Annotated in this window: 22 protein-coding genes; 12 read left to right on the forward strand and 10 right to left on the reverse strand. The window is 73.7% G+C overall.

The window, feature by feature from the left end; genetic code table 11:
• Position 1: 1 nt before the first annotated feature.
• From AA0005_RS06610 to AA0005_RS06620, 3 genes are all read right to left on the reverse strand, one after another.
• The gene (locus AA0005_RS06610; RefSeq protein WP_413452619.1) at positions 2 to 1657 is read right to left on the reverse strand and encodes a protein kinase domain-containing protein; all 1656 of its coding nucleotides are present in this window, start codon (positions 1655 to 1657) and stop codon (positions 2 to 4) included.
• A gap of 118 nt (positions 1658 to 1775) precedes the next feature.
• A complete protein-coding gene (locus AA0005_RS06615) occupies positions 1776 to 2705 on the reverse strand; it encodes a DMT family transporter (RefSeq protein ID WP_413452620.1) in 930 nt (309 codons plus the stop codon).
• 115 nt (positions 2706 to 2820) lie between these two features.
• Positions 2821 to 3552, reverse strand: coding sequence for an IclR family transcriptional regulator (locus AA0005_RS06620; protein WP_110853829.1), 732 nt, complete (start codon positions 3550 to 3552; stop codon positions 2821 to 2823).
• A 110-nt stretch (positions 3553 to 3662) separates the two neighbouring features.
• Here AA0005_RS06620 and leuC point away from each other — a divergent pair, with 110 nt between their 5' ends.
• Together leuC and leuD are read left to right on the forward strand one after the other, a co-directional pair.
• Positions 3663 to 5090, forward strand: coding sequence for a 3-isopropylmalate dehydratase large subunit (gene leuC / locus AA0005_RS06625; RefSeq protein WP_413452621.1), 1428 nt, complete (start codon positions 3663 to 3665; stop codon positions 5088 to 5090).
• Between the two features lie 20 nt (positions 5091 to 5110).
• Complete coding sequence (gene leuD / locus AA0005_RS06630) at positions 5111 to 5785, forward strand: 3-isopropylmalate dehydratase small subunit (RefSeq protein ID WP_413452622.1); 675 nt, start codon at positions 5111 to 5113, stop codon at positions 5783 to 5785.
• 56 nt (positions 5786 to 5841) lie between these two features.
• Here the strand turns inward: leuD and AA0005_RS06635 are convergent, their stop codons facing one another.
• The 6 genes from AA0005_RS06635 to AA0005_RS06660 all read right to left on the reverse strand — a co-directional run bounded on the left by AA0005_RS06635 (position 5842) and on the right by AA0005_RS06660 (position 12102).
• Positions 5842 to 6777 carry a hypothetical protein gene (locus AA0005_RS06635; protein ID WP_413452623.1) on the reverse strand — a complete coding sequence of 312 codons (936 nt, stop codon included), beginning with the start codon at positions 6775 to 6777 and terminating at the stop codon, positions 5842 to 5844.
• Between the two features lie 125 nt (positions 6778 to 6902).
• Positions 6903 to 7925 carry a LacI family DNA-binding transcriptional regulator gene (locus tag AA0005_RS06640; protein WP_413452624.1) on the reverse strand — a complete coding sequence of 341 codons (1023 nt, stop codon included), beginning with the start codon at positions 7923 to 7925 and terminating at the stop codon, positions 6903 to 6905.
• A 28-nt stretch (positions 7926 to 7953) separates the two neighbouring features.
• Entirely contained in the window at positions 7954 to 8913 is a 960-nt protein-coding gene (locus tag AA0005_RS06645) for a glycosyl hydrolase family 32 (RefSeq protein ID WP_413452625.1), read from the reverse strand.
• Between the two features lie 40 nt (positions 8914 to 8953).
• Positions 8954 to 9799 (reverse strand): carbohydrate ABC transporter permease, encoded by an 846-nt coding sequence (locus tag AA0005_RS06650; RefSeq protein WP_413452626.1) that lies wholly within the window; start codon positions 9797 to 9799, stop codon positions 8954 to 8956.
• Positions 9796 to 10725: a carbohydrate ABC transporter permease gene (locus AA0005_RS06655; protein ID WP_413452627.1), complete on the reverse strand. Its 930-nt coding sequence runs from the start codon at positions 10723 to 10725 to the stop codon at positions 9796 to 9798. Before AA0005_RS06655 ends, AA0005_RS06650 begins: the two co-directional genes overlap by 4 nt.
• A 60-nt stretch (positions 10726 to 10785) precedes the next feature.
• Positions 10786 to 12102 (reverse strand): extracellular solute-binding protein, encoded by a 1317-nt coding sequence (locus tag AA0005_RS06660; RefSeq protein ID WP_413452628.1) that lies wholly within the window; start codon positions 12100 to 12102, stop codon positions 10786 to 10788.
• A 254-nt stretch (positions 12103 to 12356) separates the two neighbouring features.
• On the opposite strand from AA0005_RS06660, the gene murA reads away from it, so the two are divergent.
• The 6 genes from murA (at position 12357) to AA0005_RS06690 (ending at position 17508) form a co-directional block, all read left to right on the forward strand.
• Positions 12357 to 13676 (forward strand): UDP-N-acetylglucosamine 1-carboxyvinyltransferase, encoded by a 1320-nt coding sequence (murA, locus tag AA0005_RS06665; protein ID WP_413452629.1) that lies wholly within the window; start codon positions 12357 to 12359, stop codon positions 13674 to 13676.
• Between the two features lie 112 nt (positions 13677 to 13788).
• Complete coding sequence (locus tag AA0005_RS06670) at positions 13789 to 14763, forward strand: ABC transporter ATP-binding protein (RefSeq protein ID WP_413452630.1); 975 nt, start codon at positions 13789 to 13791, stop codon at positions 14761 to 14763.
• 36 nt (positions 14764 to 14799) lie between these two features.
• The gene (locus tag AA0005_RS06675) at positions 14800 to 15624 is read left to right on the forward strand and encodes an ABC transporter permease (RefSeq protein ID WP_413452631.1); all 825 of its coding nucleotides are present in this window, start codon (positions 14800 to 14802) and stop codon (positions 15622 to 15624) included.
• Between the two features lie 36 nt (positions 15625 to 15660).
• Positions 15661 to 16434, forward strand: coding sequence for a hypothetical protein (locus AA0005_RS06680; RefSeq protein WP_413453131.1), 774 nt, complete (start codon positions 15661 to 15663; stop codon positions 16432 to 16434).
• Positions 16349 to 16906, forward strand: a complete 558-nt coding sequence (locus AA0005_RS06685) for a sensor histidine kinase (RefSeq protein ID WP_413453068.1) — start codon at positions 16349 to 16351, stop codon at positions 16904 to 16906. The genes AA0005_RS06680 and AA0005_RS06685 overlap by 86 nt, the downstream gene beginning before the upstream one ends.
• A complete protein-coding gene (locus tag AA0005_RS06690; protein ID WP_413452632.1) occupies positions 16903 to 17508 on the forward strand; it encodes a response regulator transcription factor in 606 nt (201 codons plus the stop codon). Before AA0005_RS06685 ends, AA0005_RS06690 begins: the two co-directional genes overlap by 4 nt.
• Before the next feature lie 12 nt (positions 17509 to 17520).
• Here the strand turns inward: AA0005_RS06690 and AA0005_RS06695 are convergent, their stop codons facing one another.
• Positions 17521 to 17805, reverse strand: coding sequence for a helix-turn-helix domain-containing protein (locus AA0005_RS06695; protein WP_413452633.1), 285 nt, complete (start codon positions 17803 to 17805; stop codon positions 17521 to 17523).
• Between the two features lie 912 nt (positions 17806 to 18717).
• Between AA0005_RS06695 and AA0005_RS06700 the strand changes: the two genes are divergently transcribed.
• From AA0005_RS06700 to AA0005_RS06715, 4 genes are all read left to right on the forward strand, one after another.
• Positions 18718 to 20559, forward strand: a complete 1842-nt coding sequence (locus AA0005_RS06700) for a hypothetical protein (protein ID WP_413452634.1) — start codon at positions 18718 to 18720, stop codon at positions 20557 to 20559.
• Positions 20560 to 20627: 68 nt separating this feature from the next.
• Positions 20628 to 21671 (forward strand): WxL protein peptidoglycan domain-containing protein, encoded by a 1044-nt coding sequence (locus AA0005_RS06705; protein WP_413452635.1) that lies wholly within the window; start codon positions 20628 to 20630, stop codon positions 21669 to 21671.
• Between the two features lie 22 nt (positions 21672 to 21693).
• The gene (locus AA0005_RS06710) at positions 21694 to 22476 is read left to right on the forward strand and encodes a lysophospholipid acyltransferase family protein (RefSeq protein ID WP_413452636.1); all 783 of its coding nucleotides are present in this window, start codon (positions 21694 to 21696) and stop codon (positions 22474 to 22476) included.
• Positions 22473 to 23492 (forward strand): NAD(P)H-dependent glycerol-3-phosphate dehydrogenase, encoded by a 1020-nt coding sequence (locus AA0005_RS06715; RefSeq protein ID WP_413452637.1) that lies wholly within the window; start codon positions 22473 to 22475, stop codon positions 23490 to 23492. The genes AA0005_RS06710 and AA0005_RS06715 overlap by 4 nt, the downstream gene beginning before the upstream one ends.
• Position 23493: the final 1 nt, after the last annotated feature.

Here is a 23493-nt window from a genome sequence, read left to right on the forward strand (position 1 = left end):
CTCAGCCGCGGGTGGCGCAGGCCGCGGGGCTGGCTCCCGCCACCGGCGCGCCGTCCTCGACGACGTAGCCGGCGACGACGAAGCAGACCTCCCCGGCGTCCGGGTCGATGCCCTCGACCGTGTGCTCCTGGGCGTCGCCGGTGAGCTGGTGGACCACGCGCGCGGGCCCGTCACCGGTGCCGGGGTCGAGGACGAGGAGGTAGTCGACCTCCTGCTCCGGCTCGGCCCAGGTGAGGAGCACGGAAGTGCCGTTGTCGAGGATCGCCGGGTTGCGTGGTGCGAGGGCGGGGTCGCCGGTGCTCGCCTGAATCGGGCCGGTCGCGGGCGGGAGCGGCTTGTCGAGCGTGGGGACCTCGACGGCGCTGGTGGGGCTGGGCGCGGCGGCGGGCTCCTCGTCGTCACCGAGCAGCGCGGACAGCACGCCCGCACCGGTGCCGACGACGAGCGCACCGCCGATGAAGGCCGCGATCCGCGTCCAGGGGTTGCCACGCGGAGGAGCGGTCGGCTGCGCGGGCTTCGGCTCGGGGGCCGGACGAGCCGAGGTGTGCTCGTCGTCCGGCGGCGCCTGGGCGGCGATCTCGGCCAGGGCCGACGGCGCCACCGCGGAGGGCAGCGCCGGAACCTGGATCTCGGCGGGGGCCGGGCCGGGCTCGGGTGCGTCCTGGTCAGCTGCCGCGGGCGCGGGCGCGGGCGCGGGTGCGGCCGGCGCGAGGGCGCTGTCCGCCGGCGCCGGGTCCGTCGGCGCCACCCGCGCCGCGTCGGAACCCGCGGCCGGGGGACGTCCGGTCGCCGCCGGCGGCTCGACGGCGGCGGTCCCCGGCGCCCACGAGCGCTCCTCGGTCGGCACCCGCCGCAGCGCCGCGAGGACGTCGGCGGCGCTCCACGTCCGCGCCTCCCGGTCGGGCGTGAGGCAGGCCTCGAGCACGGCGCGCAGCTCGGCCGGCACGTCCTCGGGCAGCGGCCGGCGCTGGCCGGTGCGCACGCGGCGCAGGTAGGCGAGGGCGGAGTCGTCGTCGGGGTCGTCGCTGGCGAAGGGGGCGCGGCCGGTGAGCAGGGTGACGAGCGTCGAGCCGAGGGACCACACGTCGTCGGCGGCGGTCGGCTCGGCGCCGTCGAGCACCTGCGGGGAGGCGTGGCGGTAGCTGAAGCGCTCGAGGGAGGCGGTGTGCCCGGCGTCGGCCATCCGCGCGATCCCGAAGTCGCTGAGCACGTAGGACGTCGGCAGCAGCAGGACGTTCTGTGGCTTGACGTCCCGGTGCAGCACCCCGTGCGCGTGCGCGAAGGCCAGCGCATCGGCCACCGCCGTCCCCGCGGCGACCACCTCGGACACCGGCAGCGGCCCGTGCTCGCGCAGCCGGTCGTGCAGGGAGCCGAGGTCGTGGAACTCCATGACGAGGCAGGGGCGCCCGTCCGCCGTCGTCGTCGTGTCGATGACGGTGACGATGTGCGGGTGCTGGCGCCCGAGCCGCACGGTGATGGCGAGCTCGCGCGCGAACCGCGCCTGCGCCGTCGGCTCGGTGACGTCGACGACCTTGACCGCGACGTCCCGGCCCAGGCTGTCCTGGCGGGCGCGGTAGACGACGCTGTCGCCGCCGCGCGCCACCTCCGTCAGGCCCGAGTACCCGCGGACGACGACGGCGCCCCCTGCCGTGGGCACCTCAGGTGCCCACTCGTCGTGTGTCGCCACGCGCTGCCCGCCCCGTCGTCGCTGCCAGTACCTGCTGAGGAGGATAGCCAGGGCGCACGCCGCGCCTCGTCGGTGTCCCGTCCTGCCGTCACGCCTGGGCCGGTCGCGGCCTCGCGCTCCTGCGCCCCAGGGCGACCCCGGCGACGGCAATGGCACCGCCGACGAGCGTCACCACGGTCGGCACCTCGCCGAGCAGCACCCACGACAGCGCCACCGACACGACGGTGACCAGGTAGGACACCGATCCGAGCCGTCCCGCCGGGATGCGGGCCAGCGCGTACGCCCACGTCGAGAAGGCCAGCGCGGTGGAGAACACGCCCAGGTAGACCACTCCGAGGACCGCCTCGGTCGAGGCCGTCCGCAGCTGGCCGGCGAGTGTGGGGGCGAAGGGGAGGAGGACGACGGTCCCGACGACGAAGCCGAGCCAGGTCGCGGCCACGCCGTCCAGCCGGCGCAGGATGACCTTCTGGAGGAGCACCGAGGCCGCGTAGAGGACGGCCGCGAGCAGCGCGAGGACGACGCCGCGTGCCGTGCCGGCGCCGGTGAGGCCACCGCCGGAGACCCCGAGGGACATGATCGTCACGCCGACCAGGCCGACGGCCGTGCTGACGAGCAGGCGGCGAGGCAGGCCCTCGCCCAGCAGGGTCCCCGCTCCGACGGCGATGAGCAGCGGGGCGACGTTGACGAACAGGGCGGCGGTCCCGGCGTCGATGTGCTGCTCGGCGGCGTTGAGCGCGAGCTGGTAGCCGGCGAACCACAGGACGCCGTAGACGAGCACGAGGACGAGCAGGCGCCCGCGGGGCACGCTGCGCAGCACGCCGGCGCGCAGGGCGACGGGAGTGAGCACGGCGGTGGCCACGGCCATCCGCAGCAGCGCCATCGGGCCCGGTGCGAGCTCGGGGCCTGCCGCCCTGATGACGACGAAGGACGAGCCCCACATGAGCACGGTGACAGCGGCAGCAGCGATGGCCAGCCGTGAGCCCGTGCGGACCGGTGACGCGGGAGCGTTGACGGTCATGCGGTCGGTCTCCCTGGTCGAAGCACGTTCCCCATTCTTCGGACATCGACCGCTGGGTGTCGCGCTGTTTCCCGCCGGGGCCGGCCGGCGGCGCAGTCCGCCGCCGGCGGCCGCCTCAGCCCTCCTGGGTGTCCTCGGTGCGGCGCAGCACCTCGGTGAGGCGGTTGGCCGCGGAGACGACGGCGCCGGCGTGGAGGCGGCCCGGCTGGCGGCCCATGCGCTCCATCGGCCCGGAGACCGAGACGGCGGCGAGCACGCGACCGGACGGCCCGCGCACGGGCGCGGAGACCGACGCGACGCCCGGCTCGCGCTCCCCGACCGACTGCGCCCACCCGCGGCGGCGCACACCGGACAGGATCGTCGCGGTGAAGGTCGCGCCCTGCAGGCCGCGGTGGAGGCGGTCCGGCTCCTCCCAGGCGAGGAGGATCTGGGCGGCGGAACCCGCGGACATGGTCAGCGTGGCGCCGACCGGGATCGAGTCGCGCAGGCCCATCTGCCGCTCGGCGGCGGCCACGCAGATGCGCTGGTCGCCCTGGCGGCGGTAGAGCTGCACCGACTCCCCGGTGTGGTCGCGCACGGCGGTGAGCACCGGTCCGGCCGCGGCCAGGAGGCGGTCCTCACCGGCGGCGGAGGCCAGCTCGCTCAGCCGCGGGCCGAGGATGAACCGGCCCTGCATGTCGCGCGCGACGAAGCGGTGGTGCTCGAGCGCCACCGCGAGGCGGTGGGCGGTGGGGCGGGCGAGGTGGGTCGCAGCGACGAGCTGCGCGAGGGTCGCGGGCCCTGCCTCGAGGGCACCGAGAACCGTGGCGGCCTTGTCAAGGACGCCGACTCCGCTAGAGTTGTCCATGTGGCGATATTGGCATCTCACTGGCTGAGATGCAAGCCCCCGGGCCGAACAGGGTCCGGGAACGGACGAAGAAGGGCAGCGGCTACCGCCGGGCCCGAGAGGTGGAGAACATGAGCGGCACCCTGGCGGAGAAGGTCTGGAACGCGCACATCGTGCGCGAGGGGAGCGACGGTGCGCCCGACCTTCTCTACATCGACCTGCACCTCGTGCACGAGGTGACGAGCCCGCAGGCCTTCGAGGGGCTGCGGCTCGCGGGACGCCAGGTGCGCCGCCCGGACCTCACGATCGCCACCGAGGACCACAACACCCCCACGCTCAACATCGACCTGCCGATCGCGGACAGGACGAGCCGCACGCAGATCGAGACGCTGCGCCGCAACGCCGAGGAGTTCGGCGTGCGCATCCACTCCCTGGGGGACGCGGACCAGGGCATCGTCCACGTCGTCGGCCCCCAGCTGGGCCTCACCATGCCGGGGCTCACCGTCGTGTGCGGTGACTCACACACGAGCACCCACGGCGCTTTCGGGGCCCTCGCCTTCGGCATCGGCACGAGCGAGGTCGAGCACGTGCTCGCCACCCAGACCCTGCCCCTCCAGCCCTTCAAGACCATGGCGATCAACGTCGACGGCCAGCTGCCCGAGGGCAGCACGGCCAAGGACATCATCCTCGCGATCATCGCCAAGATCGGCACCGGCGGCGGCCAGGGCTACGTCCTGGAGTACCGCGGCGAGGCCATCCGCTCCCTGTCGATGGAGGCGCGGATGACCATCTGCAACATGTCGATCGAGGCCGGCGCCCGCGCCGGCATGATCGCGCCGGACGAGACGACCTTCGAGTACCTCAAGGGCCGCCCGCACGCCCCCGAGGGCGCCGACTGGGACGCCGCCGTCGAGTACTGGAAGACCCTGCGCAGCGACGACGACGCCGTCTTCGACGCCGAGGTCCACCTCGACGCCTCCGATCTCGAGCCCTTCGTCACCTGGGGCACCAACCCCGGCCAGGGCCTGCCGCTGTCCGCGACCGTGCCCAACCCGGCCGAGATCGCCGACGAGTCCGAGCGCGTCGCCGCCGAGCGCGCCCTGGAGTACATGGGCCTGGAGCCCGGCACCCCGCTGCGCGAGATCCCGGTCGACACCGTCTTCATCGGCTCGTGCACGAACGGGCGGATCGAGGACCTGCGCGCCGTCGTCGACGTCATCAAGGGCCGCCGCAAGCACGACGACGTCCGCGTCCTCGTCGTCCCCGGCTCGGCCCGCGTCCGCCTCCAGGCGGAGGCCGAGGGTCTGGACCAGGTCTTCCTCGACTTCGGTGCCGAGTGGCGCAACGCCGGCTGCTCGATGTGCCTGGGCATGAACCCCGACCAGCTCAAGCCGGGGGAGCGCGCCGCGTCCACCTCGAACCGCAACTTCGAGGGCCGCCAGGGCAAGGGCGGGCGCACGCACCTCGTGTCCCCGCTCGTCGCCGCCGCGACCGCCGTCCGGGGGACCCTGTCCTCGCCCGCCGACCTCGAGCCCGCCCGCGAGCTCGTCAACGCCTGAGAAACGCCGGAGAAGTCACCATGGAGAAGTTCACCCAGCACACCGGCGTCGGCGTCCCGCTGCGCCGCAGCAACGTCGACACCGACCAGATCATCCCGGCGGTCTACCTCAAGCGCGTGACCCGCACCGGCTTCGAGGACGCCCTGTTCGCCGCCTGGCGCGGTGACCCGGACTTCGTCCTCAACCAGGACGCCTACCGAAGCGGCTCGGTGCTCGTCGCCGGCCCCGACTTCGGTACCGGCTCCTCCCGCGAGCACGCCGTGTGGGCGCTCAAGGACTACGGCTTCAAGGCCGTCCTCGCCTCGCGCTTCGCCGACATCTTCCGCGGCAACTCCGGCAAGCAGGGCCTCGTTGCCGGCATCCTCGCCCAGGAGGACATCGAGCAGATCTGGAAGATCCTCGAGACCGAGCCCGGCACGGAGGTGACCGTCGACCTCGTCTCGCGGACCGTCAGCTGCGGCTCCGTCGTCGCGCAGTTCGAGATCGACGACTACACCCGCTGGCGCCTCATGGAGGGCCTGGACGACATCGGCCTCACCCTCCAGCACGAGGAGGACATCACCGCCTACGAGCAGTCCCGCGCCGCGTGGCGGCCCAAGACCCTGCCGGCCAAGCACCTGCCGCCGGTGGAGATCGAGGCCGCCCGCCCCGTCGACGACGGCGTCCCCGCCCACGAGCAGGCCCCCCTCCGCTGACCGGACCCCCTCTCGCGAGAGCCGGATCTCGCCAGGCGAGATCCGGCTCTCGGCCTCTACGTGGAGCCGGTGCGGCGACGCAGGACGCCGACCAGGAAACCGGCCGCGGCCACGGCGACGGCGACGAGGAGCGGCTGCACGACGAGGTCTGGTGACGTCGCGGCCATCCGGAACACCCCGAGGCCGTACTCCAGCATCCCTGCCGGGTCCCGCGCGAGGATGCGGGTGCCCACCGCGCTGGTCACCCCGATGAACAGCGCCGGGACCAGCCACAGGGCGAGCAGCACCCCGAGTGCTGCGACTGCGCGTCCCACGGTGCGCAGCCCGGTCCATGCGATCGCGGCTCCGACGAGGACGGGCGCCACCACGAATCGGGACTCTGCCGACACGCGCAACGCCCACCGCGGCGGCCGGCCGGCGGTGCTCGTGAGGAAGGCGTCCAGCCAGGGCCCCAGGAGCAGGGCGACGACGGCGACGCCGACGAGCACGCCGGCGCGCGGTGCGCGCGCGATCAGCACCATGGTCCCTGCGCTGACTGCCAGCGCGAGCGCCGACAGGGCGAGGAGCCCGCCGAGGTACACCGCGGACTCGGTGCGCGTCTCCAGGCCGCCGTGGACCGTCACCGCCGTCTGCACGACGGCGAGCACCTGGACCGCGAGGAGCCCCACCGCCACGCCGCCCAGCCCCGAGGGCAGCCGCCACCTCGCCAGGGCGCCGGCCAGCGCGCCGCCCACGACGAGGAGCGCGGCGATCTCGAGCACGGCGTACTGGCTGAACGGCAGCAGGGCCAGCGGCATGTCCTCCGGGGGCGTGGGTAGCGCCCAGAGGTTCTGCACCGGCAGCCGCATGCCCGTCACCAGCCACGGCAGCAGCCCGATGACGGCGGCGCCGACACCGGCCGCGTAGCGCCACACGGCTGCGACGGGTGGGCGGTCGCGGCGCGAGCGGGGGACGGGGGAGTCGGCGGGCGGCTGGACCTCGTTGTCGATCATCGCGGCGACCCTACCCAAGCCCGGCACGCTGCCAGAGCTCTTTCACGCGGTGCTTCCGCGCGTCAGCGCCAGGGGCGCCGGTGGCTCGGGGTGCCCTCGCTCTGCCCGGCCTCGCCGAGGACCGGTCAGCGCTGCGCGGCGGGACCGACGGAGCCGCGGCGGACGACCGGGCAGGGGACGAGCAGCTCCCCGGCGGGTGCGGCGCCGTCGAGCTCGGCGATGAGCGCCTGCGCGGCGAGGCGGCCCATCTCCCGGTGCGGCAGCGCCATGGTCGTCAGGCCGGGGGTGAGCTCGCTGGAGACGACGTAGAGGTCGTCGAAGCCGATGACCGACAGGTCCTGCGGGATGCGCACCCCGCGCGCCGCGGCGGCCCGGTAGACGCCGATCGCCATCTGGTCGTTGAAGGCGAAGATCGCCGACGGCGGCCGCTCGGAGTCCAGCAGCACGCCCGCCGCCCGGTCCCCGCCGGCCGAGTCCGAGCGCTCCCGCACCACCAGGCCGGGATCGACCTCCAGCCCGTGCGCGGCCAGCCGCTCCTGGTACCCGCGCAAGCGGCGGTCGACGGCGGGACCGTCGTTGCGGTCGCGGACGAAGCCGATCCGCCGGTGCCCCTGCGCGACGAGCTCCTCGACGGCGGACTCCGCGCCCTGCTGCTCGTCGGGCACGACGAAGGTCGTCGGCCCGTCGGCCGGCCGCGAGTCGAGCAGCACCGTGGGCAGCCCGTCGAGCACCGGGGGGAGGGTGACCGAGCGGTGGTACATCGTCGCGTAGAGCGCGCCGTCGACCTGCTGCTGGCGCAGCGCCCGCACCGCGTGCTCCTCCAGCGCCGCGTCACCGCCGGTGTTGACGAGCATGAGGAGGTAGCCCGCCTCCCAGGCCGCGTCCTGCGCGCCCTGGATGAGCTGGCCTGCGTACGGTGTCGTCGCGATGACGTCGCTGATGAAGGCGAGCGTGCCCGAGCGCTGCGTGCGCAGGCCGCGGGCGAGAGAGTTGGGCGCGTAGCCCAGTTCGGCGGCCGCGGCCCGCACCCGGTCGCGGGTGCTGCCCGCCACCCGGGCGCCGGCCGTGTCGTTGAGGACGACGGAGACCGTCGACGGCGCCACCCCGGCGAGCTCGGCGACGTCGCGGATGCGTGGCCTTCTCGTCACTGACCGACCTCCTTGCCTCGCGCACACTCTAGGACGGTCGCGTCACCCGGATGGTGCCGTCCTCGTCCACGGACACGGGCATCGGGTCGCTGATGCGCCCGCCGAAGTCGCCGTCGTCGTCCACGTGCTCCCACGCGAGGAGGTACCAGCTGCCGCGGTGCTCGACGAAGCGGCCCGCGTAGAGGCTGGCGGTCGCGTCCCCGAGGAGGAAGCGCTCCGTCTCCAGCCGGAAGGGGCCGAGCGGCCCGTCACCGGTGAGGACGTGCGTGCCGCCCTCGGCGACGAAGCCCGCGCGGGCGCGGCGGACCGCGCTGTGCTCGCCGGCGGTGAGACAGAAGGCCACGCGCCAGGCACCGCCGAGGTGGAGGAGCTGGGGGACCTCGAGGTGGTAGAAGTCGCCGGGCTCGGAGACCGGCGGCAGCGCCTCCCAGGTGCGCAGGTCGTGGGAGACGGCGTGCCCGACGACGCCGCGCCCGTCGAGCGGCCCGTGGTCGGCGCGAGCGGTGAGGTACATGTGGAAACGGCCCGTCGTCGGCTCGTGCCAGACCCACGGGTCGCGCCACGCCTCCTCGCGCACGCCGTCGTGCAGGCGCTCGTACCAGCGCGGGTCGGCCTCGAGGACCATGCCCTGCTTGGTCCAGGTGAGGAGGTCGGGGGAGGTGGCCAGGCCGACACGCTGGACCGCCCCGCCCTCCGCCGTCGAGACGCCCGTGTAGAACATGTGCCACACGCCGTCGTGGCGCATGACGCTGCCCGTCCACGTGGCCAGCGAGTCGAAGTCCTCGCCCTCCCCGGGGCCGAGCGCGTCGGGGAGCACCTCCCAGCTGCGCAGGTCGCGGCTCACGGCGTGCCCGACTGTCGCGCTGTGGTGGCGCAGGTCGGGGTCGCCGAGCGCCTTGGGGGCCTGGAGGTAGAAGACGTGGACGTCGTCCCCGTCGTGGGCGAACCAGAAGTCCCAGACCCAGCGGTCGGGCAGGGCGAGCGGCATGCGGCTGCTTTCTCTCGGTGGTGGAGCGGTCGGGCGGGCGTCAGCCCTTGAGGCCCGAGGAGGCCAGGCTCTGGACGAACCAGCGCTGGAAGAGGAGGAAGACGACGAGGACGGGCAGCACCATGAGGACGCCGAAGGCGAAGATCTGCCCCCAGTCGTAGGGCGGCTGGCCCTGGAAGACGGCGATCGCGAGCGGGAGCGGCCGCTTCTGCGGCTGGTCGATCATCATGACCGGCCACAGGAAGGAGCCCCAGGTCGTGAGGAAGGACAGGATCGCGACGGTCGCGAAGACCGGCTTGGACATCGGCACGACGATCCGCAGGTAGGTCCGCCACACGCCGGCGCCGTCGAGCCGCGCGGCCTCCTCGATCTCCTTCGGCAGGCCGATGAAGAAGGAGTAGAAGAGGTAGATCGAGAAGGCGCTCGCGACGAACGGCAGGATCTGGATGTAGTACGTGTTGCGGTGGTCGTTGAGCGCGTAGAAGAGCGGCACCGCGATCGCCTCGAAGGGCAGGATCGTCAGCGCGACGACGCCGAGCATGACGGCGTCACGCCCGCCCCAGCGCAGCCGGGCCAGGGAGTAGGCCGCCATCGAGTTGACGAGCAGGCCGAGGACGACGACGCCGACGGTGACGAGCAGCGACGTGAGGAAGAAGTCGGAGAAGTACCCCGTGGCCGGGCTGGAGAAGCGGTCCAGCATCCCGGTGTAGTTGTCCAGGGACAGGTCGCGCGGGACGAAGCCGCCGACGCCGTCGATGACCTCCGAGGACGGCTTGAAGCTGCCGATGACGAGGTAGGCGATCGGCGCGACGAAGACGAGCGCGAGGACCGTGAGGAGGAGGTAGCTGCCCGCGGTGCGCACGGGACGGGAGCGGGTGGTGGTCATGCGATCTCACGCTCCTCGCGCAGCACGCGCCGCTGGATCAGGGTGATGGTCAGGACGATGAGGAAGAACAGGACGGTGATGGCCGAGGCCCGCCCGACGTTGTTCGCGGTGAAGGCGGTCGTCACGGCCTGGAACATGACCGTCGTCGTCGCGTCCTGCGGTCCGCCGCCGGTCATGATGTAGACCTGGTCGAAGACGCGGAAGGACAGGATCGTCGTCACCATCGCGACGAAGATCAGCGTGTTGCGCAGGCCCGGCAGGGTGACGTGCCGGAAGCGCTGCCACGGGCCGGCCTTGTCGAGGGACGCCGCCTCGTAGAGCTCGCCCGGGATGCCCTGGAGGCCGGCGAGGAGGATGACCATCTGCAGCCCGGCGCCCTGCCAGATGGACATGACGATGATCGCGGCGAGCGCGGTGCTCGGGTTGCCGAGCCAGTCCTGCGGGTCGATGAGCCCGAAGGAGACGGTCTCGAGGACCGAGTTGAGCAGGCCCAGCTCCCCGCGGGTGTAGATGACCTTCCACACGACGGCGACCAGCGCCATGGGGAAGACGACCGGCATGAAGAAGAAGGTGCGGAACACCGGCATGCCGCGCAGCGGGCGGTTGAGCAGGACGGCGAGTGCCAGCGCGAGGGAGGTCTGCACCGGCACGACGACGGCCGCGAAGATGAGGTTGTTACGAAGTCCCGTCCAGAACTCCCCGCGGAAGTCCGGGTCGAGGAGGATCCGCCGGTAGTGCTCGAGGCCGAACCACGACGGCGGCTGCGGGGTGTCCAGGCGCACGTTCTGCGTCGACAGCCAGCCGGCCAGGAGGAAGGGCAGCAGGACGAACAGGAGGAGCCCGATCGCGGCGGGCGCGATCATCGCCCAGCCCGCCAGGGTCTCCGGACGCCGGGCGCGGGCCCGGCGTGTCACCGCAGTGGTCATCGTTGCTCCTCACGAGGGCGCCGGGGGCGGGCGCTCGCGCGGCCCGCCCCCGGCAGGTGGTCAGCTCAGGCCGTAGCCGTCGTTGTCCTGGAAGTCCAGGTCGATGGTGCGGGCCGCGGAGTCGAGCAGCTCCTGGGCGTCGCCGCCCTCGTAGGCGCCGAAGAAGGCCTCGGAGAACTGCTGGCTGATGACCGGGTAGGCCGGGGTGATCGGGCGGGGCACCGCGACGCAGTCGGCGCTCGGGGCGGCGTCACCGCAGGTGGCCTGGAGGGACTCGGCGAAGATCGCGAGCGGGCCGTCGGCGCCGTAGAGCTCGCTGGCCTCCAGCACCGTCGTCGTGGCCGGGGGAGCGGCGTTGGCCTCGGTCATCGCCGTCACCTGCTCGTCGGTCGTGAGGAAGTCGAGGAAGGCCGCGGCGCCCTCGGCGTTGTCACTCTCCGGGTTGACGCCCCAGGCCCAGGAGCCCTGGCCGCTCTTGGGGCCGGCGCCGAAGTCGGGCAGCGGGAGGACGACGAGGTCCTCGCCGAGCGCCTCGGCGTAGGGGTTGTACATCCAGTGGCCCACCCAGCTCATCGCGACGCGGCCGTCGACGAAGGCGGCGTCGTCGGTGTTCGGGTCGATGAACTCGCGCCAGCCGGCGAAGCGCTCGACGGCGGCGACGACCTCGGGGCTGTTGAGGTGCCCGTCGGCGGTGTTGTCCACGATGATGTTCTCGCCGGTGGACCAGGCGACCGGCAGGAAGCCGTACGTCGGCCACTCGGCGCCGTAGTTCTCCTTGATGTCGAGGACCTGCCCGTCCTCGTCCAGCGCGGCGAGCGCCTCGAGGGCGGCCTCGAACTCCTCGACCGTCCAGGCGTCCTCCAGGCCCTGGGGGTACTCGACACCCGCGGCCTCGAGCATCGAGGCGCTGGCGTAGATGCCGAGCGAGGCGTCGAACTGGGAGACGCCGTAGACCTCGCCGTCGCCCGGGTAGGTGTTCTGCGCGAGAGCCGAGTCGGTCTGGTTCTCCAGCGTCTCCGCCGCGACGAGGTCGCCGATGGGCGCGAGCTTCCCGGCGTAGACGAGCGAGGCCATCATCGGCCCGTCGTACTCGAGGACGTCGGGCAGGTCCCCGGGGGAGGTCGTCGTCACCGTGCTCGTGTAGTCGGCCTCGGGGACGAGCTGGAGGGTGGCGGTGTAGTCCTCCTGGGAGGAGTTGAAGCCGTCGACGGCGGACTGGAGGGCGGTGACCTCCGACTCCTGGCCCTGGTGGGCCCAGACGGTGATCTCACCGCCGCCCTCGCCGTCGCCGCCCGACGCGCCGTCGTCGTTGCCGCCGCATGCCGTCAGTGTCAGGGCCGCCGCCAGGGCGATCCCGATCCGTGTCCGAGTGTTCATCTGCGCTCCCGACGCCTGTGTCCGATGGGGGTCTCGACCCGGCCCGCGATGGTGCCGAATCGATTCGGCACGATCGTGGCACCGGTCACTGGGGCTGTCAAGGCGACGGGGTCGCGGGCGGCGGACGGGGCCCCGCCGAGAGTGACGTTGGGCACCTTCACGGACCCTTCACCCGCTCACATCTCTCCCTCACATCAGCGGCTTATGCTGAACTGTCCGGGCCGCGCGGGTCCGACGTCGGCAAAGAGGTGTGTATGAGCGCAGTACTGCAGGTGAACGGCGGGACCCCGCTGAAGGGCGAGATCAGCGTCCGCGGTGCGAAGAACTTCGTCTCCAAAGCCATGGTCGCCGCGCTGCTGGGGGAGGACCCCTCCGAGCTGCGCAACGTCCCGCAGATCAAGGACGTCGAGGTCGTCTCCGGCCTGCTGCGCCTGCACGGGGTCACGGTGGACTACGACGTCGAGGCCGGCGTCATCCGCCTCGACTCCAGCGACGTCGAGACCGCGCACGTCGCGGACATCGACGCCCACGCCGGCTCCAGCCGCATCCCGATCCTCTTCTGCGGCCCGCTGCTCCACCGCCTCGGGGAGGCCTTCATCCCCGACCTCGGCGGCTGCCGCATCGGCGACCGCCCCATCGACTTCCACCTGAGCATCCTGCGCGAGTTCGGCGCGGTCGTGGACAAGCGCCCCCAGGGCATCCACATCACCGCCCCCCGCGGCCTGACCGGCGCGAAGATCGCCCTGCCCTACCCGAGCGTCGGCGCCACCGAGCAGCTCCTGCTCACCGCCGTGCGTGCCAAGGGCAAGACCGAGCTGAGCAACGCCGCCACCGAGCCGGAGATCATGGCGCTCATCGCCTTCCTCCAGCGCATGGGCGCGATCATCTCGGTCGACACCGACCGCGTCATCCGCATCGAGGGCGTCGAGCGTCTGGGCGGCGCGACCTACACCGCGCTCACCGACCGCATCGAGGCCGGCTCGTGGGCCTGCGCGGCGCTGGCCACCGGCGGCGACATCATGGTCCGCGGCGCGGACCAGCACGGGATGATGGCCTTCCTCAACACCTTCCGGAAGGTCGGCGGTGACTTCGAGGTCACCGACGACGGCATCCGCTTCTGGCACCCGGGCGGGGACCTCAAGTCGATCGTCCTCGAGACCGACGTCCACCCGGGCTTCATGACCGACTGGCAGCAGCCGCTCGTCGTCGCGCTCACCCAGGCCAAGGGCCTGTCGATCGTCCACGAGACGGTCTACGAGAACCGCTTCGGCTTCACCGACGCGCTGCGCGGCATGGGCGCCCAGATCCAGGTCTACCGCGAGTGCCTCGGCGGCTCCCCGTGCCGCTTCGGGCACCGGAACTTCTACCACTCCGCCGTCGTCTCCGGGCCGACGCCGCTGCAGGCCGCCGACATCGAGGTCCCCGACCTCCGTGGCGGCTTCTCCCACCTCATCGCGGCGCTCGCCGCCGAGGGCACCTCGCGGGTCAGCGGGATCGACATCATCTACCGCGGCTACGAGGACTTCATGGGCAAGCTCCGCGCGCTCGGGGCGGACGTCCAGCAGCTCGACTGAGCAGGTCCACGGCCGGCCCATGACACGTGTCATGGGCCGGCCGTGTGCGTTCCACCCGAGCCCGTGATGCCGTGCACTGCTGCCCGGGCGGAAGCGGGTGGAGGGTGGAGACATGACCACCACCGACTCCGTCATCACCGTCACCGGCGTCCAGCGGCGCTACGGCTCCGGGAAGACCACGTTCACCGCCGTCCGCGGCGTCGACCTCAGCGTCCGGCGCGGGGAGCTCTTCGCGCTCCTCGGCACCAACGGCGCGGGCAAGACCTCGCTCCTCGAGGTCGTCGAGGGCATCGCGCCCGCGAGCGCCGGCACCGTCCGCGTCCTGGGCCGCGACCCCTACCGGGAGCGCCACCTCGTGCGCCCCCGCACCGGGATCATGCTGCAGGAGGCCGGCTTCCCCGCCGACCTCACCACCGCCGAGACCGCCCGCATGTGGCACGGCACCCTCGGCGCGCCGATGCCCGTCGCGCAGGCGCTCGAGCTCGTCGGCCTGCGGCACCGCGCCTCGGTCCAGGTGAAGTCGCTCTCCGGGGGCGAGCGCCGCCGTCTCGACCTCGCCCTGGCGATCATGGGCCGCCCCGAGGTCCTCTTCCTCGACGAGCCGACAACCGGCCTGGACCCGCAGTCGCGCCGCGACGCGTGGGAGCTCGTGCGCCGGCTGCTCGAGGCGGGCACGACCGTCGTCCTCACCACCCACTACCTCGAGGAGGCCGAGGAGCTCGCCGACCGGCTCGCGATCATGCACGCCGGCCGGGTGGTCCGCGAGGGCACGGTCGCCGAGATCGTCGCCGGGGAGCCGGCCCGGATCCGCTACCGCACGACGGCGGGCGACCTCGCTGACCCGCGTGCCCTGCACGCCCTGCCGGCGCTCCTCACCGCCGGCCGCACCCGCACCGGGCTCGTCGAGATCGAGTCGCGCGACCTCCAGGTCACGCTCTCCGCGCTCCTCGAGCGCGCCAACGCCGCCGGCGAGGTCCTGACCAACCTCGAGGCCAGCCACGCCTCCCTCGAGCGCGCCTTCCTCGCCGTCGCCGGGGAGGACGACGACGCCGCGGCACTCTCGGTCCCCGAGCCCGCCACCGCCTGAGCTGCTCCCCGTCAGCCCCGTCCCGAAGGAACCACGATGACCACCACCGTCCTGTCACCCGCCACCGCCTCCGCCCCCCGCGCCGGCCGCGTCCCCCGCGTCGCCTCGCTCGTGCGAGCCGAGCTCCTCCTCCTCGTCCGGAACCGCACGACGCTCTTCAACGCCGTCGCCCTCGCGCCGCTGACGGTCTTCTTCCTCGCCTCGCTCGGGATGGTCCCGGACGCCGCCGGTGGCGCCGTCGCCGGCATGCTCGTCACCGCGCTCGTCGCCCTGGCGCTCGTCATCGTCGTCTACTACAACCTCACGACGACGCTCGTGGCCCGCCGCGAGGAGCTCGTCCTCAAGCGGCTGCTCACCGGCGATGTGTCGCGGACCGAGATCGTCGTCGCCTGCGCGACGCCCGCCGTCGTTGTCCTCCTCGCCCAGGTCGCCCTCGGGATCGTCGCGACCGGCATCTGGTTCGAGCTGCCGCCGCTGCAGAACCTCGCGTGGGTGCTGCTCGCCCTCGCCGGCGGCGTCGTCGTCTTCGTCCTCCTCGCCGCGGCGTCCGCGGGCCTCACCCGCACCGTCGAGACCGCCCAGCTCACCACGCTGCCGGTCCTCATGGTCGCCACCGCGCTGTCCGGGCTCACCGTCCCGCTCCACCTGCTGCCCGGGGCCGTGGAGCAGGTCGCGCAGTGGACCCCGATGTACCCGGTCGTCGCGCTCATGCAGCACGGGCTCGGCGCGGCGATGCTGGACGGCACGGTGCCCTCCGGGGCGCTCGCCGACGTCGCCCAGCCGATCGCTGCGCTCGCGCTGTGGATCGTCCTCGGTGCCCTGGCCGCCCGGCGCTGGATGCGCTGGGAGCCGCGCCGCTGAGCGCCCGCTCCGGTGGCTGCTGAGAGGATGGCGTCCATGCGACTAGTCGACTCGTGGCGCCGGCGCACCGGCCCGGAGCGCTTCGAGACCTACACCCGCTGGACGCTCTACCTCCTCCTCGCCTTCCTCCCGCTCCTCGCCGTCTCGGTCGTCGGGGCGTCGGAGCTCACGGAGGAGCGGGTCGCCGCCTTCACCGCCTACGCCGGCCTCGTCGTCCTCGAGGCCGGCGTGGCGATCTTCGTCATCAGCCAGGGCGTCACCGCCTTCCGCGACAGCACGCCGGTGCGCCGGGGGCCGGTGGCCGTCCTGGTCGTCGTCACGGCGGCGGCCGTCGTGGCCGCCGTGCTCGGGCTGCCGCCCGCCGAGGGCACGGCCTGGAGCGGGCGGGGGGCCGCGGCGCTCGTCGCGCTGGCCGGGTGCCTGTTCGCGCTGACCCCGGTGCTCACCTCCCCGGTGCTGCTGCCGCTGGCGCTCGCCGTCAGCGTCGGCTCGGCGCTCGCGAACCGGCCCACCCTCGACTGGGGCAGTGTCGTCGGGACCAGCCTCGTCTTCGCGATCGTCATGGTCGCGATCACGCCCAGCTTCCGGATCTCGGTGTGGATGCTCGGGGTCGTGTGGGAGCAGGAGCGCACCCCGTCAGCTGCACGCGCGCCTCGCCGTCGCCGAGGAGCGGCTGCGCTTCTCCCGCGACCTGCACGACGTCCTCGGCCGGGCGCTGTCGGCCATCGCGCTCAAGAGCGAGCTCGGCGCCGAGCTGAGCCGCCGCGGCCAGGGGGAGCGGGCCGCCGAGCAGATGCTCGAGGTCCGTGAGCTGGCGAACGACTCGCTGCGCGAGGTGCGCGCCGTCGTCGCCGGCTACCGGCAGGCCGACCTCGCCACGGAGGTCGCCGGCGCCCGCTCGGTGCTGCGCTCGGCCGGCGTCCGCACCCGGGTCATCGGCGAGGACACGACGCTGCCGCCGCAGGTCCAGTCGGCGCTCGCCTGGGTGGTCCGCGAGGGTGCGACGAACGTCGTGCGCCACTCCTCGGCCGACACGTGCACCATTGACGTCGCCGTCGTCGAGGAGGACGGTGAGCGGCTCGCGCAGCTGACCATCGTCAACGACGGCGTGAGCGGGCCACCGTCCACCGGCTCGGGTCTCGTCGGCCTCTCCGAGCGTCTCGCCGACCTCGGCGGCACCGTGACGACCGAGGCGTCCGGCGCCACCTTCACCCTGCGCGCACGGGTCCCGCTCGCCGGCGCCGCCGCGGCCCTGCCCGGTGGCACGATGGAGGCACCATGATCCGCATCCTGCTGGCCGACGACGAGAACCTCATCCGCGACGCCCTCGCCGGGCTGCTCGGCCTGGAGGAGGACATCGAGGTCGTCGCCCAGGCGGCGTCCGGGCCCGAGGCCGTGGCCGCGGGACGCCACCACCGCCCCGACGTCGCGGTCCTCGACCTCCAGATGCCCGGCCTTGACGGGATCGCCGTGGCCCAGCAGCTCGCCGCCGAGGTGCCCGGCTGCCGCTCGGTCATCGTCACCAGCCACGGCCGGCCCGGCTACCTCAAGCGCGCGCTGGAGGCCGGGGTCTCGGCCTTCCTGCCCAAGACGGTCTCCGGACGGGTGCTCGCAGATGTTGTGCGCCAGGTCCGTGACGGCGGACGCTACGTCGACCCCGAGCTGGCCGCAGAGGCGATCAGTGCGGGCGACTCCCCGCTCACCCCGCGCGAGGCCGACGTCCTCGAGCTCGCCGCCGACGGCACGCCGGTGGAGGAGATCGCCCAGCGTGCCCACCTGAGCCCGGGGACGGTGCGCAACTACCTCTCGGCGGCCGCGATGAAGCTCGGCGCCGCCAACCGCCACGAGGCCGTCCAGGTGGCCCGCCGCCACGGGTGGATCTGAGCCCGTCCCCGGTCACGCGCGCCACGCCGCCGCCGGCGGCTCCTCGAGCAGGTAGCCGGGCTTGACCCCCATGGCCTCGGCGATGCGCCCGAGGTCGTCCAGCGACCACGGCACCCGGCCGGTGAAGCGCTGGGACACCGCCGAGCGGGAGCGGTGCAGGTAGGCGGCGAGGTCCTGTTGGGTGAGCTCGTAGCGGGAGGCCTCCCACCGGATCGTCGCCGCGACGAGCGCGCTGAGCGGCTCGCCGTAGCCGGAGCCGCTGAGCTGCCACAGCGGCGCCGGTTTGGAGGTGGTCATGTGGGTGCTCCTCCCGTCGGGGTGTGCGCTCTCAGCCTGCTCGTCCGGGGCAACAGCCTGCTGCTCGGCCCGAGGCTGCCGGGGACGAGCTGCCCGCGGAGGTGACCGGTGGAGCACTCCCGACGCACCCGCGCCCACGCGCGCCCCGCGCGCCCGCTCCCCGCGCCCGCACCCGCGCGCCCGCGCACCGCCCCGCGCGACCGCCGACGGGCGCCGGTGCCTCGAGTGGCTCGCCGCATCCGAGGAGAAGTGCTGCGCGGCGTCCCGTCGGCTGGGCAGGAGTAGTGACGGCTGACCGCGACACACCGCCCGCCCGGCAGGAACGTGCAAGGACGCCAGGAACGGTGCCGGCCTGGCGGGATCCGCGGTGGCTCAGCCGACCGTGGTGGCGAAGAACGGGAGCAGCGGTGGCGAGGCGAGCACGGGTACCGCTCACCGGTCGCGGCTCTCGCTGAGCGAACCGGATCCCGCAGAGCGGGAACGACGTTCGCACAGCGCGGCGTCGCTCCCGCTGGGCCGACAGGAGCTCGCAGCGCATCCTCTCCTGGGCGGCGTCATTTCCGCGTGAGACAAATCCTCCCGATGACGTCGTAAATCGGTCGGACGCTGGATGACAAAAAGGTGTCGCATGCGTTAGCGACCGCTTTTCGAGGGCCGTCTAGGGGCAGAAGTGCCCGGCCTTTCATCAATGTATTTCACCGAGCGCGGCAGAAGTTGCTGCACCGCACGGACAGGCGTTGTCATGCCCCGTCCGAAGCGCTAACGTCCTGCGCGTCGGGGGGTGAATCGTGCTGGACGGTGTCGTCCACCGGCATTCGAGAAATCCGGATGTGATCGCGTCCTGTGTGCGCGTGAAAAGGCCGCATCCAGTCGCGGGACGTCATCACCACGATGAAGTGAGGATGTGCAGTCATGGCAATTCCCATCAGACGGGCGGTCGGGATCACCGCCCTCGCGGCCCTCGGGCTCGGCGCCCTGGGTGCCGCCCCGGCGCTCGCCGCGCCGGAGGACGCGCAGATCACCGACGCCGTCGTCCTCGTCGAGACCCTCGACGAGGGCGCCAAGGTGACGGCGCTCGCGGTCCAGTACTCGGAGGCGCTCGACTTCGGCGACGTGTCCCTCGATCCCGAGGCGTTCACCGTCACCGCCCGGCTCGCCGGCCCCGGCGGCACGAGCACCGGTGAGCGGACCGTCACCCACGCCTACCTCAGCGACGTGCCCGAACGGTCACCGGACCGGGCCGGCACAAGCGGTGAGTGGGTGATCCTCGAGCTGTCCCGCTACGACGCCAACGCCGGCGTGCTGTTCTACACGGGCATCAACAACCAGTACCCGCTCGACGGCGCCTACACGGTGCAGCAGACCGCGGACCTCGTCGGTGACGACGAGACCGTCCCGGCCCGGTCGACGACGGTCGTCAACACCGCCGTCGACCGCGGCATCGTGGACGAGTTCTCCGTCGAGCAGTGGACGGGGGAGGGCTCGGACTTCGCCTACCGGTTCTTCGAGCCGGAGGCCGTGCACGACGGGGAGGACGAGGGACGGCTCTACCCGCTCGTCCTCGCGCTCCACGGGGCGGGGGAGTCGGGCACCGACAACGCCGCCCAGCTCCTCGCCAACCGCCTCGTCACCTCGTGGGCCGAGCCCGGGGCGCAGGCCGAGCATCCCGCCTTCGTCATGGCCCCGCAGCGTCACCCCGACCTGTCGTGGCAGGACGAGGAGGGGCAGGCGGGCCTGCTCGCCATGGTCGAGCACGCCAAGGAGACGCTCCCGGTCGACCCCGACCGGGTCTACATCACGGGCCTCTCGCTGGGCTCGATCGGCACGTGGAACCTCCTGTTCGAGGACTCCGACGTCTTCGCCGGTGCCGTCACCGTCGCCTACGGTCCGGGCGCGAACCCCGGCCTGGAGGAGCTCGTCGACTTCCCGGTCTGGCAGTTCCACTCCGAGGACGACGGCACCGTGCCGGTCCAGGGCGTCTACGACAGCGTCGCCGCCCTGGAGGAACTCGGCGTCGACGTCGTCCAGCGGCGGTGGCAGGGCAACCTCCCGCTCGCCGAGGCCGTCGCGCTCCAGACCGAGCAGCGCCGGGCCGCGCAGGACATCGGCGCCCACCACCTCGTGACGATCTTCGAGGAGGGCACGACCGGCACGCCGCCGGACGCCGACGGCCCGAGCATCCCGCTCAGCGGCCACTTCTCGTGGGTGCCCGCCTACAACAACCCGGTCACCCACGACTGGCTCATGTCCCAGGTCCGCGGCGCCACCCAGCCGGAGACGGGGCAGACGACGGACGGCTTCGACGTCGAGGTCTCGATCGCCGACACCGGCGGCCTCGCCGTCGCCGTCGGCGAGGAGCGGGTGAGCCTGGGGACCGCCGGGCTCGAGGCGGGGCTGAACCACCTCGCCGCGTCGGGCGACCTGCCGACCATCACGGTGGCCGACACCCGCCCGACCGACCCGGGCTGGTCGCTCACCGCCGAGGTGAGCGACTTCCGCGCCGGAGCCGCGGTGCTCGAGGGCCGGTACCTCGGGGTGACTCCCCGCGTCCTGTCCGCCGCCCCCACCCAGGAGGTCACCGCCGGTGAGCCCGTCGCCCCCGGCGAGGGCTTCACCGAGGGCACGACCCTCGCGGCGGCCGCCCCCGGCGGCGGCCGCGGCACGACGACAGTCGGCGGGGAGCTGCTCCTGCACGCGCCCACCTCGACGGTGCCCGGCGACTACGTCGCCCGGGTGACCGTGACCGTCTTCTAGCAGGTCCGCCGGTGCGGGAGGGCACGCCCCTCCCGCACCGGCGCCCCGACCGTCCGAAGGAGGACACCATGAGACGTCTCGCCACCGCGGCAGCGGTCCTCGCCGCCGCCCTGCTCGCCGCCCCTGCCGCCGCGGAGGACGCCCCGCCGCCCGCCGCCTGGGAGGTGCTGCCCGCCCCGACCGACGACGGCCCCCGGCAGGCCTTCGACCTCACCCTCGACCCCGGGCAGAGCCACGAGGACACCGTCCTCGTCCGCAACCGGGGCGTGGAGGAGATCACCGTGGACGTGTGGGCGACCGACGCCGTCACCACGCCCTCCGGCGACCTGGGCCTGCTCCTCGCCGAGGACACCCCGCGTTTCGCCGGCGCGTGGATCACGCCCACCCTCGAGCGGCTCACCCTCGAGCCGGGGGAGGAGGCCGCCGTCCCTTTCACCGTCACCGTGCCCGGCAACGAGCAGCCGGGGGACTACGTCGCCGGCGTCGTCGTGTCCATGCCCCGCGAGGAGACGACGGACGAGGGCGAGCGGGTGCTCGTCGAGGCCCGGGTCGCGAGCCGCGTCCACCTCCGCGTCCCCGGCGAGCTCGCACCCGCGCTCGCGGTCTCCGACGTCACCCTCGTCCGCGACGCCCCGTGGTGGAACTTCTGGTCCGGGGACACCAGCGTCGACTTCACCGTGGCGAACGAGGGCAACGCCCGGCTCGTGCCCCAGTCCGTGGTCACCCTCAGCAGCCCCTTCGGCCCGCTCGCCGAGGACCCCGCGACCGTCCCACTGCCCGAGCTCATGCCGGGCGACCGGCTGCGCGCCTCGGCGCTCACCGCGCCCGGCGTCGCGGAGTCGCTCCGGCTCACCGGTGTCCCCGCGTGGGGCGTGCTCGACGCCGAGGTCTCCGTCCTCGCGCGGCTGAGCACCGGCCCGGACGCCGTCCGGGAGTCGGCGACCGCGACGGTGCTCGCGGTGCCATGGGTGCCGGCCGCCGTCGTCGTCCTCGTCCTCGCCCGGGTCGCGCTCGGCGTCGCCCGGCTCGTGCGCCGTCGGCGTGCGGCCCGCCGCCCCGCGCCGACGACGGTGCCGGCCCCGGTGGGGGAGGTGGCCGTCGGGAGCCCGTGACACCCGGCGATACGATCCCGGGGTGACCAGACCCGTCCCCCCGATGTACCGCGCCGTGGCCGGGCTCATCCGGCCACTGCTGAGGGTGACCATGCGCCGCGACTGGCGCGGCGCCGAGCACCTGCCCGCCGAGGGCGGCTTCATCGCCGCGGGGAACCACCTGACGAACGTCGACCCGCTCGTCTTCGCCCACTACCTCTACAACCACGGCGCCGCGCCGCGCTTCCTCGCCAAGCACACGCTCTTCGCCGTGCCCGTCGTCGGCTGGGTGCTCCGCAAGGCCGGGCAGATCCCCGTGCGGCGCGACAGTGCCTCGGCGATCAGCGCGCTCGAGCCCGCGCGGCAGGCGCTCGCGGAGGGGCTGTGCGTCGGGATCTTCCCCGAGGGCACCTTCACCCGCGACCCCGACCTGTGGCCGATGACGGCGCGGCTCGGCGTGGCCCGCCTCGCACTCTCGGCGCGCGTGCCCGTCGTCCCGGTCGCCCAGTGGGGCCCGCAGGACGTCCTCGCCCGCTACGGGAAGGTGCCCCACCTCGTCCCGCGCCGCACCGTGCGCGTCGAGGCCGGCCCGCCTGTGCGGCTCGAGGACCTCTACGGCCGCGAGGAGGAACCCGAGGCGCTGCGCGAGGCCACCGAGCGGGTCATGGCCGCGATCACCGAGATCCTCGCCGGCCTGCGCGGCGAGGAGCCCCCCGCCCGCCCGTACGACACCCGCCGCGACGGCGACCCCCGCGCCGCCGAGCTCGCCGCCCGCAAGCGCGCCCGCCGCGGCCGCCCGACCACCCCCACCGAGAGGGACGCATGACCGGCACGACCACCGCACCCCGCGCCGCCGTCCTCGGCACCGGCAGCTGGGGCACGACCTTCGCCGCCGTCCTCGCCGACGCGGGCAACGAGGTCACCATGTGGGGCCGCTCGCCCGACACCTGCCGCGAGATCTCCGAGGAGCACCGCAACGAGCGCTACCTGCCCGGGGTCGCCCTCCCGACGGCGGTGCGCGCCACCACCGACCTGCGCGCCGCGCTCGCCGGCGCGGACATCGTCGCGGTCGCGATCCCCTCCCAGGCGGTCCGCTCGGTCCTCGCGGGGGCAGCCGACGCGCTCGAGCCGGACGCCGTCGTCGTCTCGCTCATGAAAGGCGTCGAGCTGGGCACCCACGAGCGGATGAGCGAGGTGCTGCGCGAGGCGCTCGGCCTGGACGAGCGGCGCGTCGCCGTCGTCTCCGGGCCCAACCTCGCCCGCGAGATCGCCACCCACCAGCCCACGGCGACCGTCGTCGCCGCGACCGACGCGGACACCGCCGCGCGGGTCGCGCACGCCTGCGCGACCCCGTACTTCCGCCCCTACACGAACACCGACGTCGTCGGCGTCGAGCTGGGCGGGGCGGTGAAGAACGTCATCGCCCTCGCCGTCGGCATGGCCCAGGGGGCCGGCTTCGGCGACAACACGACCGCGACGATCATCACCCGCGGGCTCGCGGAGACCACCCGGCTGGGCCTGGCACTCGGCGCGCAGGCCGAGACCTTCGCCGGGCTCGCCGGGATGGGCGACCTCGTCGCGACCTGCGCCTCACGCCTGTCCCGCAACAACACCCTGGGCCGGCACGTGGGGGAGGGGATGACGCTGGAGCAGTCCGTCGCCGCGACCGGCGGGACGGCCGAGGGCGTCAAGTCCTGCCGCGCCGTCCTCGAGCTCGCCGCCGCCCACGACGTCGACCTGCCGATCAGCCAGGCCGTCGCCGCGGTCCTCCACGAGGGCCTGCCGGTGCAGGCGATGACCGAGGCGCTGCTGTCCCGGCCCCGCAAGGCCGAGACGGCCTGAG

The organism is Georgenia phoenicis (genome assembly GCF_047302425.1).
GTDB lineage: Bacteria > Actinomycetota > Actinomycetes > Actinomycetales > Actinomycetaceae > Oceanitalea.